This window comes from Shewanella sp. VK101, assembly GCF_056497865.1.
In genome coordinates this window covers 131,297-142,874 of sequence record NZ_CM151402.1, presented here as the reverse complement: position 1 = coordinate 142,874, position 11,578 = coordinate 131,297, and the positions used below count along the sequence as shown (strand labels likewise).

At 49.5% G+C, this 11,578-nt stretch carries 5 protein-coding genes; 2 read left to right on the top strand and 3 right to left on the bottom strand.

The genetic code is table 11. The features are described from left to right. Positions 1 to 21: 21 nt before the first annotated feature. Entirely contained in the window at positions 22 to 744 is a 723-nt protein-coding gene (gene hutC / locus ACSHSR_RS00630; protein WP_025889536.1) for a histidine utilization repressor, read from the bottom strand. Positions 745 to 890: 146 nt separating this feature from the next. Here hutC and hutI point away from each other — a divergent pair, with 146 nt between their 5' ends. Next, the gene (gene hutI, locus ACSHSR_RS00625) at positions 891 to 2,117 is read left to right on the top strand and encodes an imidazolonepropionase (RefSeq protein ID WP_167716682.1); all 1,227 of its coding nucleotides are present in this window, start codon (positions 891 to 893) and stop codon (positions 2,115 to 2,117) included. A 382-nt stretch (positions 2,118 to 2,499) separates the two neighbouring features. Continuing rightward, positions 2,500 to 6,105, top strand: coding sequence for a YobI family P-loop NTPase (locus ACSHSR_RS00620; protein WP_208144231.1), 3,606 nt, complete (start codon positions 2,500 to 2,502; stop codon positions 6,103 to 6,105). Positions 6,106 to 7,252: 1,147 nt separating this feature from the next. Here ACSHSR_RS00620 and ACSHSR_RS00615 read toward each other — a convergent pair. Together ACSHSR_RS00615 and ACSHSR_RS00610 are read right to left on the bottom strand one after the other, a co-directional pair. Further along, positions 7,253 to 8,266 carry an IS110 family RNA-guided transposase gene (locus tag ACSHSR_RS00615; RefSeq protein ID WP_107006003.1) on the bottom strand — a complete coding sequence of 338 codons (1,014 nt, stop codon included), beginning with the start codon at positions 8,264 to 8,266 and terminating at the stop codon, positions 7,253 to 7,255. Between the two features lie 753 nt (positions 8,267 to 9,019). After that, positions 9,020 to 11,206 (bottom strand): OsmC domain/YcaO domain-containing protein, encoded by a 2,187-nt coding sequence (locus tag ACSHSR_RS00610; protein ID WP_479631172.1) that lies wholly within the window; start codon positions 11,204 to 11,206, stop codon positions 9,020 to 9,022. Positions 11,207 to 11,578: the final 372 nt, after the last annotated feature.

Sequence of the window (11,578 nt, the reverse complement as noted above, 5' to 3'; positions counted from 1 at the left end):
TTGTGGTTTATTTTGTTGTTTTTATTTAGCTTTATGTTCGCCTCTGAAGGTCAAATGCCCTCCGAGACGGAAGCGGCTGCCGGGATGGATCAGCCGGGCAAAACTCACCACCCCCTGGCGTGACCAGGTGCGGCGCAGTATCTGTAAACAGGGCTCGCTGGCGGGAATCGCCAAGCGGGCGCGTATCTGTTCATTGGCGACTATCGCCTCTATCGTGTGGCGTGCCTCGGTCAAAGGCGCCACCTGCGACAGATATTCATGAGGGGTCTGCAAATTGAAATCCTGCTGCAGATAGTCGGGGATTAACTGGGGATTCACGAAACGCTCTTCGAGCTGTAGCGGCAACCCCTCTTCACAGTGCACCAGCACCGAGTAAAACACCCGGCTGCCGGTCTCCAACCCCAAGGCGATGGCGATAGGCGCCAGGGCCTCTATGGCTGTCAGCTCCAACACCTGCACGCTGTAACCATGGCCGCGGGCCTTGATCTCATCGGCGATATTACGGATAGACAACATGGATGACTGCGACTTGAACTCGGCCACAAAGGTACCCAGCCCCTGACTGCGCTCCAGCACGCCGTTGTCCACCAGCTCGGTCAAGGCCCTTCTGGCCGTCATCCGGCTGCACTCAAACAGCTCCGCCAGTTGGTTTTCGGAAGGCACCCTGGAGTGCTCCACCCATTCGCCTGACTCAATGCGGTCTGAGATGTACTGTTTAATGCGGGCGAACTTGGCTGTGCTCATCGAATCGACTCTGTGTTGGTTTCAATCTGCTGAAAAACTCGGCTATAATCCTAGCTTGTATATACAAGTAAATACAAGTTAGCTCACAAAATCACGGCGGTTGCCGCCACCGCGGCCGGCTTTAAGGCAAACAACAAGGAGCAAGCATGTCCTGGGATCAGGTTTGGATAGATATCAATATTGCCACTATGGACCCTTCTGTATCAGAGGCTTATGGTGCCATCACCGACGCAGCCCTGGCAGTAAAAGATGGTAAAATAGCCTGGATTGGCAAGCGCAGCGAACTGCCTGCCTTCGACGTGCTGGCAACTCCGGTTTACAAGGGCAAAGGCGGCTGGCTGACGCCCGGGTTGATAGATGCCCATACCCATCTGGTGTTTGCCGGTAACCGCGCCAACGAGTTCGAGCTGCGTCTCAAGGGCGCCAGCTATGAAGAAATCGCCCGTGCCGGTGGCGGCATTATCAGCACGGTCAAGGCCTGCCGAGAGGCCAGCGAGGCCGAACTGTTCGACGAGGCTCGTCGCCGTCTCAACGCCCTGGCCAAGGAAGGGGTTACTACGGTGGAGATAAAGTCGGGCTACGGGCTGGAAACCGCCACCGAACTCAAGTTGCTCAGGGTCGCCCGCGAGCTGGGTAAACACCACCATGTGGATGTGGTCACCACCTTCCTGGGCGCCCACGCCTTCCCTCCAGAATATCAAGGCCGGGAGCAGGAATATGTGCAACTGGTGATCGAGGAGATGCTGCCTCAGGTATTGGCGGAAGATCTCGCCGATGCCGTCGATGTGTTTTGTGAAAATATCGCCTTCGACCTGCAACAGACAAAAGCCATTCTCAGCGCCGCCAAGGCCAAAGGGCTGGATATCAAGTTGCACGCCGAGCAGCTCTCCAACATGGGCGGCTCAATACTGGCCGCCCGTCTGGGGGCCAAGTCTGTGGATCATATCGAGTATCTGGATGAAGCCGGGGTCAAGGCCCTGGCCGAGAGCGGCACCTGCGCCACCTTGTTGCCCGGCGCCTTTTACTTCTTGCGGGAAACCCAGATGCCACCGATAGCCTTGTTGCGCCAATATCAGGTGCCCATGGTGCTGGCCAGCGACTTCAACCCAGGGACTTCCCCCATCTGCTCAACCCTGTTGATGCTCAACCTGGGCTGCACCCTGTTCCGCCTGACGCCGGAAGAAGCCTTGGCCGGTGTCACCCGCAACGCCGCCCGCGCTCTGGGTCGCGAACAGCGCATAGGCATGCTGCGCCAGGGAATGGATGCCGACTTCTGCCTGTGGCGGATCTCAACCCCAGCGGAACTCGCCTACAGCTACGGCGTGAATCCATTGGTGGATGTCATCAAGGGGGGCAAACTTATCCATCAATAAGTTTGCCAAGTGATTGGATGGTAGGTCACCGACCTGCTGTCGCTTGTGCGCAAGCTTCCCAGCGCCAGGGAATAGCTGCACAGCTTTGACTCATCAGTTTTAACTGGATTAGCATGGATCCAATCTGTCAGTTTCGTTTCCTTGACGTGACCATATCTGACAGATTGGCCGAGATTGGTTTTGCCCCAAAACGTGTTTCGAGCAATAAAAATGTCAACGAATACATTTGTTCGTTGGCCTACTCTTGGTAATAACAGGGAGTGTTTCTAAAACAAGATACTAATCATTGGTTACAGTGTTTAACTATTGACCAGAATGGAGGAATACTACAAAGTATCTATAGAATTCAGTCGCTTTTAGGTCAAGCTAATTCAAGCATCGTATGATAAAAATAATCACTCCCTTTAGACACCTACTTTCAAGTTGGCTCAGTTATGTTATTTCATGGCTTGAAAGTTTTGATCATTCAGATAAAGAACAATCTAAATTCGTAGACCTCGCACCAACTGATGAAGCCGACAAAACTGGCGTGTACTCCGAAGCGATTCTATATGCAACGAACAATGCGAAAGTATCCAATATTGCTCTAACTGGCCCCTATGGGTCAGGAAAAAGCAGTATCATCCAATCCTTCTTGAAGAAATATCGGCGACCTGCGCTTCAAATATCTCTTGCTTCCTTCGCTCCCGAGGCTGATTCAGGAAGTCCTGTGAACCGTCAAGAGATTGAGAGAAGCATCCTGCAGCAAATATTGTACGGTGCTGATGCAAACAAACTTCCCCTGTCGCGCTTCAAAAGAATTCAGTCGCCTGGCTTATGGGCTTTTCTTAAATCTCTTTACATAATGCTTGGAATACTCGCGATTTGGTACGTACTCAGTCAGCGAGAAGATATCATCAGCGGTAAATATTTTGTTCCTTTCGATCTCAGTCATTGGTTTCATCTGGGGATATTTCTGCTTGCGGCAACATTCCTTTGGGTGACACTGCACCACTTTTATGTGGCGAGTTTCGGTCTGTCACTAAAAAGCATCTCGTTGAAAGACGTTGAGATAAAGCCTGCATCTGATGATCAGGCGTCCATATTGAATCGCCACTTAGACGAAATAATCTACTTCTTCCAGTCAACCAAGTACGAGCTTGTAATCATTGAGGATTTAGACCGATTTAACAATGCGGACATTTTTATCACACTGCGCGAAATTAATAGGCTCGTGAATGAGAACGCAGGAGTGAAACGCGCTATCAAGTTCCTTTACGCTCTGCGTGACGACATGTTTCTCAATACCGACCGAACCAAGTTTTTTGAATTCATCATACCCGTCATACCTATCATTAACACATCGAATTCTATCGACATGGTGTTAGATCAGGGAAGAAGACTTGAGCTCGACGGGCGCCTTGAACGGCAGTTTCTAAGAGAGGTCTCACGATATTTAAATGACCTGAGGTTGATTCGAAACATCTTTAATGAATACGCCATTTATGTGGCTAATTTGGAAACACATGGAGAGAATCTGCTTGATGTAAACAAGCTTCTTGCGATTCTGATCTATAAAAACGTTTATCCAAGTGACTTTGAACAACTGCACCGCGGCGCGGGTAACCTTTGCAAATTATTGAACTTAAAAGATGGGCTTATTGGGGCTGCTGAAAAGGCGTATAAGACTGAGATCTCAGAACTTGAAGAACAGCTTGAAATCGCAGAGCGGCAAACTCCCTCGGACCTGAAAGAGTTGCGGCAAATCTATGCTATGGCTGTGATAGAGAAACTTCCAGCGAATACTCTCAATGTTAGTCATGATAGGAATAGTTGGGTCTCTATTCCTCAACTTGCCAGTCACAGCGCATTCGATGAACTGTTTGAGACTGCACGTCTGTTCTACCAAAACAACTATGGTCATTTACAGGATCTCGATATTTTAAAATTACAACGCGAGGTTGATCCTCAGCAATCTTACCAGCAACGCAAGGAAATAATCGAAAGTAAGGCGGCCGAGAATAAGAACAAAAGCTTGCGTAGAGTAAGTGAGCTAAGATCAAAAATTGCAACCCTACGTACCACCAAGATCCACGAGTTGTTGCGTATGAATACCAATAGTCTACTGGATCATTTTGAAACCTTCGGGGAAAATGGGGATCTTGCCCGTTTTCTGCTTCTAGAGGGTCATATTGACGATACATACTATCAATACACCTCACTCTTTCACTCGGGCCGTTTATCGCCGAATGACAACAAGTTTTTGATCAAAATACGAGCATTTGCCACTCCAGAGCCTAGTTTTCCGCTGGATAATCCACTAGAAGTTATTGCCGCTATGCGAAGTGAAGACTTCAGGCAAAGCTATGTGTTGAACATCACGCTTGTTGATACTCTCTTGAGTGAGCGGAATAGATACAATGAACAAATAAAGAAGCTTTTTCTGTACCTCTCTACGAAGTTTGAGAGCTGCGAGGTTTTTTTAGATGCCTATTACAACAGCGGCAGCGATGTAGCCGGACTTATCTCAGGACTAGCCAATGCATGGGATGGTTACATCCCTGCTGTTATAGCAAGCCCCAACAACATCTCCCATATCACTCAATTGGTCGCATACCTGCCTGAAAAATCGCTAAAAATGCTCTCAAAGGATTTTGACGAGCTGCCAGAATTTGTTTCTGTTCATCTTCCAGAGATACTGGTGAATTTATCAGAGTTAGCACCGAAGCGCCTTACATGTCTCGATTTTAAAGTGAAAGATCTAAATTCCATCAAAGAACACTCTGAAATTGTACGTACGATGTTCGAGAAAGGGCTTTATGAACTCACTATGTCAAATCTGGAATACATCTGGCAAGTGATTTTGGGAGAGAACGATCTTGAGCCACTACGAACGATGAACTTCACTGCTATACGTTCGACAAATAATACAATCTTGATGAAGCGGATCGAGCTCGATTTCGACTACTACTTTACAAATATACTTTTGGAGCTCTCAGAAAATACTAGCGAGGATGCTTCAGCTATCCTAAGAGTGATTCAATGCGATACTTTTGAACAAGATGATATTCAGGTGTTTCTTGAACGGCAAACAACCCTACTTCCAACTCTAGAGGCTGTGCCTGAGAGGTTACACTCAATGTTGTTTCAATTAAGTACAATCGAACCAACTTGGGCGAACTGTCTTTCTTTCATTGACAGTAAAACGTTCGAAGCAAATAGCCTAGTCGGATATCTTGATCGAGCAGATGTTCGTAAAATTATCTTGGAACAACCCATGCCTAGTGATTCGGCTTCACTAAAGCTGCACCAGTTCCTCGTAAATTCGGGTTCTCTGTCTGATGCAGCCTACAAAGAATATGCTCGCGCTCTGCCGAATTCGTTTAAGAACCCACCAAGTGAACTCGAGCCCAACAAGCTTCGTATCCTTATCAGTGAGGGAAAAATCACCTTCACTAAGGAGAGTCTCGATAAGCTCTCTGACCACAGTGATTTACAGGTTCTGTTCGTCGCGGCCAACATCGATATGTATCTTATGGCCCCAGACAACTATTCACTTGATGATGACTTCCTTGAGGAGCTTCTTCGAACACAAATTGATATTTTAGACAAGCTTAGGATCGTTGAGTTAATGGATCTAGAATCACTAGAGAATCTTCCCAAACGTTCAGCACTCATAGGCCCAATTATCGATAAAGCCGAAGGTAAGATATCAAACGTTAATGGGAGTATCATACGACCCCTGATAAGGTATTCTTCACCCATAGCTACACAAATTTCACTGTTTAACAAATACCACTCTCTTTTGACAGATAGCGAAGTACGTAGTGTTTTATTCAATCTACCCAAACCATTTTCCGAAATAAAAACTGGGTACAGCACACCTAGGTTGCATAACACTCCGGAAAATAATGATTTAGTCCGGTGGCTCGATTCAAGAAACATTATTTCGTCATGGAAAGAGGGGATTTTCGCTGAAGAACTAAAAATTAATCTCTACAGGCATTGAGAGGTGTACATCGTATAGTGAAGTGGTGGCGATTTCAGAGCTCGTAACTCGGCGATGCCCCATTCCGTGTTTCGGCTTGTTAGCTCAGTCTAAAATTCCCACACCTGTTGCCATACAAGTCGTTCAAGCTGACATAGCCACGCGACACAACTTAACTCCAGTGTTATCTCCATAGAAATTTTAATCCGAAACTCAAAAAGTAGGGTTGGGAATCTAACACACTTTTGTCCAGAAGTGAGCTGCATGGGCGTCGAGTGCAGGTGTACGATCAGTCAGATAGTGTTGAGTCAGTACATTTAAGCCTTAAAGAGTGGCACTGACTTCCCCCTAGGTGTCGCTAATAGGCTTTGGCCGAGCTTCCGGCCATGATGTAGTCCATCACCTGCGGTGCACTCTCGCACAGGCGATCCTGTGACACGCTGTAAACCCATCCTTGGGCGCTCGACGAAAACGTCCCTGTTTTCGACGGTCACTGTCCCGCCTGTGCCTGGAATTAGGCGTATATCTGCAGCTGAATACGACACTTTGGGATGAGGAATTGCACCTATTCCCCCTCGGTGTCGCCGAAAGCCGTTGGCGCAAATAACGTGGCTGAGGCATGGATGCCGAAGCAGCGACAGTCGAATCAGGGATGAGCGTCTGAAGCGGTAGTTATTTGCGCCATTAGGCCGAGGGGCTTTCGACACCGTGTGGGGCGGCAAGGGAGATCCAAGAGGGGATTGCTGTTGATCCCTTCTTGGTCGGGTGTGGGGCGAAGCTCCACGACTTTAGGCCGCTGGCACAGCGGCTATCATAGCTTCGCTTCTAGCTAAAAGTTCCTAAGTTAGTACTGGCCTAGCTTCCGGCCACGGTGTAGCCCATCACCTGCGGTGGGCTCTCGCACAGGCGATCCTGTGACACGCTGCGAGTACATATATGTACACCTCGATCATATCAACGCTTTTATGGGTAACAGAAGTAATACTGCGTACGTATATCCGACCTGTTTATGAGGACCTTTATCCTCTGGCCTTAATGAGAACCGCGCCCTTGTTGCATATCATCCCTCCGGAATCAAAGTTCCTTGTACTTGAGCTGCTTTACAAAGGCCGGTATTACCTGTTACTTCATTAGCTACTTTTGCATTTTAGGAAGTGACTATCTCCTATCAGTTTGGCCGATACTCTGTACGATAAAACAGCATCGCCCAAATGATCCTTGCAAGTTTATTGGCTACAGCTACGACGGCTTTGTGTTTTCCTCGGCGCTCGATAAGCTTTAACGCCCACTGTGAAATGCGATCATTACTTTTGTCCGCATACCTAATGACTGACCAAGCACCTTGAATGAGTAATCGCCTCAAGTGACTATTCCCCCGCTTAGTGATACTGCCAAGTTTTTGTTTCCCGCCGCTGGAAAACTCCTTGGGAACCAAGCCGAGGTTTGCCGCGAAATGACGGCCATTTTTATAGCCAGAACCATCACCAGCAAATGAAACTACAGCGGTAGCAATCATTTCAGCAACACCACGTATACCTGTTAGGCGTTTAGCATCAGGGTGATTTTTAGCTTGTGCTTGAACTTCTTTTTCTGTGGTTTTAATTGCAGCATCAATGGTTCTAAGCTCATCAAGTAACTCTCGAATATAGCGACGCGCGGTCACTGTTAAGCCATTATTTTCAGTTGCCAAGATTTCTGGCAACTCAGTGATAAAAGGAGTTTTACCTTGGCGAAAAACAATGCCGTACTCGTTAAGTAGCCCACGTATTTGATTGCTCAATGCTGTGCGTTCCCGTATCCGGCGTTCACGAATTCGATGCACTAAAATTAGATCAACTTGCTCCAAGGTTCGTGGCTTTACAAAGACAATATTTGGCCGCTGAGCCGCCTCACAGATGGCAAATGCATCATTGCGATCGTTTTTGTTGCCTTTGACGAACGGCTTTACATGTTGTGGTGGGATCAGCTTCACTTCGTAGCCAAGCTTGAGCAACTCTCTTCCCCAATAGTTAGAGCCGCTACAGGCTTCCATGGCAATCACAGCATCAGGATAGTGCCGTAGCGTTGCTAATAATTGAGACCGTTTTACCGCACGATTAAAGACAGATTTCCCCGCCTGATTAACACCACAGACCTGAAAGATATTTTTTGCGAGATCAATTCCAATTAGTGTAACGTTCATGTCAGGACACCTTTTGTTGTTTGAATGTGCAAATTCAATATGGCGCTAATGACGCCTTCTTAACAAGAGGTGTCCATCCCATCATCCTTGTAAGCTCTGCCTCGCCATCCCTGGCTCGGAAGGTCACAGTTCCGCCTGTGCCTGGAATTAGGCGTATATCTGCAGCTGAATACGACACTTTGGGATGAGGAATTGCACCTATTCCCCCTCGGTGTCGCCGAAAGCCGTTGGCGCAAATAACGTGGCTGAGGCATGGATGCCGAAGCAGCGACAGTCGAATCAGGGATGAGCGTCTGAAGCGGTAGTTATTTGCGCCATTAGGCCGAGGGGCTTTCGACACCGTGTGGGGCGGCAAGGGAGATCCAAGAGGGGATTGCTGTTGATCCCTTCTTGGTCGGGTGTGGGGCGAAGCTCCACGACTTTAGGCCGCTGGCACAGCGGCTATCATAGCTTCGCTTCTAAATAGCTAAGTTAGTACTGGCCTAGCTTCCGGCCACGGTGTAGCCCATCACCTGCGGTGGGCTCTCGCACAGGCGATCCTGTGACACGCTGCGAGTACGTCCTTGTAAGCTCTGCCTCGCCATCCCTGGCTCGGAAGGTCACAGTTCCGCCTGTGCCTGGAATTAGGTGTATATCTGCAGCTGAATACGACACTTTGGGATGAGGAATTGCACCGACTCCCCCTCGGGGTCGCCGAAAGCCGTTGTTGCAAATAAGGATTATCAAGGGGCACACACGCCCCTTGAACTTAAACTACTTCTTGGTGGCCAGCTTAGCCCTTGCAGCATGCAGCTTCTTGTAGCTTTCGATCAGCCGCTGGTGTTTTTCCAGGCCTTCGAGCTGCATATTGGTTGGGGTCAGGCCGTAGAAGCGCACTGTGCCATTGACCGAACCAATGGCGGCATCCAGGGTTTCCTGGCCGAACATGCGTCCTAAGTTGTACCGGTAGTCGTCCAGCTCGAGTTCATCGTCCAGGCTGATCTCCAACACCGCCTGCAAGCATTGATAGAAGAGGCCGCGAGCGACGGTATTGTTGTTATACTGCAGGAAGGTTTCGGTCAGCTCCAGCGCTTCTTCCAGTTCACCTATGGCCAGACAGATCAGCAATCTGAGTTCGAGTATAGTCAGTTGGCCCCAGACGGTGTTTTCATCAAACTCTATGCCTATCAGGGTGATGATATCCGTGTAGATATCCAATTGGCTGTCTTCGAGGCGCTCGGACAGGCTTTGCAGTTGGCTGTCGCTGAGGCGATGCAGGTTAAGAATATCTTCTCTGTAGTCCAGCGCCTTGTTGGTGTTGTCCCAAATCAGATCCGATACCGGATACACCTCGGAGAAGTCTGGCACCAGGATCCGGCAGGCATTGCCTATCTCGGTAAACTCGGCGATGTAGACCTCTTTGCCCATCTCTTCAAGAATCCCGAACAGGCTCTGGCTCTCTTCGGCGTTGCTGCCGGAGAAGTCCCATTCGACAAACTCATAGTCCGGCTTGCTACTGAAGAAGCGCCAGGAGATCACCCCGCTGGAGTCGATAAAGTGTTCAACAAAGTTCTCCGGCTCCTGCACCGCCATGCTGTTGAAAGTAGGCTTTTGCACATCGTTTAGGCCCTCGAAACTGCGGCCCTGCAGCAGTTCGGTGAGGCTGCGCTCCAGCGCCACCTCAAAACTGGGGTGGGCGCCGAAGGAGGCAAATACACCGCCGGTGCGGGGGTTCATCAGGGTCACACACATGACGGGGAACTGGCCACCGAGGGAGGCATCCTTGATCACCAGCGGAAAGCCCTGAGCCTCCAGCGCCTCTATGCCGGCCACTACCGAAGGATACTTGGCCAGCACGGCTTTCGGCACCTCAGGCAGAACGATTTCCTCTTCTATGATGCGGCGCTTCACCGCCCGCTCGAAAATCTCGGACAGACACTGCACCTTGGCCTCATCCAGGTTGTTACCTGCGCTCATGCCGTTGCTGAGATACAGGTTTTCAATCAGGTTGGAGGGGAAATACACAGTCTCGCCATCGGACTGACGCACATAAGGAATGGCGCAGATGCCGCGCTCGACATTGCCCGAGTTGGTGTCGATAAGGTTGGAGCCGCAGAGCTCACCATCCGGGTTGTAGATTTCCAGGCAATAGTCATCGAGGATCCCGGCCGGCAGCTCATCGTTGGGGCCGGGCTGGAACCACTTCTCATTGGGATAGTGAACAAATTCGGCGTTGGCGATCTCGGGGCCGAAATACTGGTCGTTGTAGAAGAAGTTGCAGCTGAGACGCTCGATAAACTCGCCCAGAGCCGAGCAGAGCGCGCTCTCTTTGGTTGCGCCCTTGCCGTTGGTAAAACACTTGGGCGAAGCGGCGTCACGGATATGCAGCGACCAAACGTTGGGCACCAGGTTACGCCAGGAGGAGATCTCTATCTTCATCCCCAGTTCGGCCAAGGTGTTGGTCATGTTGGCTATGGTCTGCTCCAGCGGCAGATCCTTACCCAGAATAAAGGTGCTGTGGCTATCATCCGGCTTAAGCATCAGCATCGCCTGGGCGTCCTGATCCAGGTTATCCACGGTTTCCAACTGGAACTCGGGGCCGGTCTGAACCACTTTCTTCACCGTGCAGCGGTCGATGGAACGCAGTATGCCTTCACGGTCTTTGTCAGAGATGGTGTCCGGCAGTTCCACCTGAATCTTGAAGATCTGGTTATAACGGTTTTCCGGGTCGACTATGTTGTTTTGCGACAGGCGAATGCCTTCGGTAGGAATATCGCGGGCGACACAGTACACCTTCACAAAATAGGCCGCGCACAGCGCTGATGAAGCCAGAAAGTAGTCGAACGGGCTCGGTGCCGAGCCATCGCCCTTGTAGCGGATTGGCTGGTCGGCAATGACACTGAAGTCATCAAACTTGGCTTCGAGTCTGAGGTTGTCGAGAAAATTTACTTTGATTTCCATTGGATAGTTCCGAGTTCCGGCGGGGTTTCCCGCTCTCCCGATGACACTCGCCGCAGCGGTAAAACCGGCGACCGGCTGTGATCTGGGTCAAATTGAGCAAAATTGGGGGAATTATCCGCTTTTTAGCGGCAAAAGTCATTGTTGGCCAAGACTGTTGGCCACTGAAGCCAACTTGGCACCGGCAGCAGAAAAGCGAACCAAAGAAGCGAACAAGCCAGAATCAGGATCCAGATACGATAAAACATAGACACATATCACGCACACAAGTGTTTTTGCGAACCATACTGAATGCCTGACAGATCCAGTCAGGATTCTTATTGATCCAAATCAAATGCATGTTTATTTTATCGCGGAACATATAACTTAAATGAA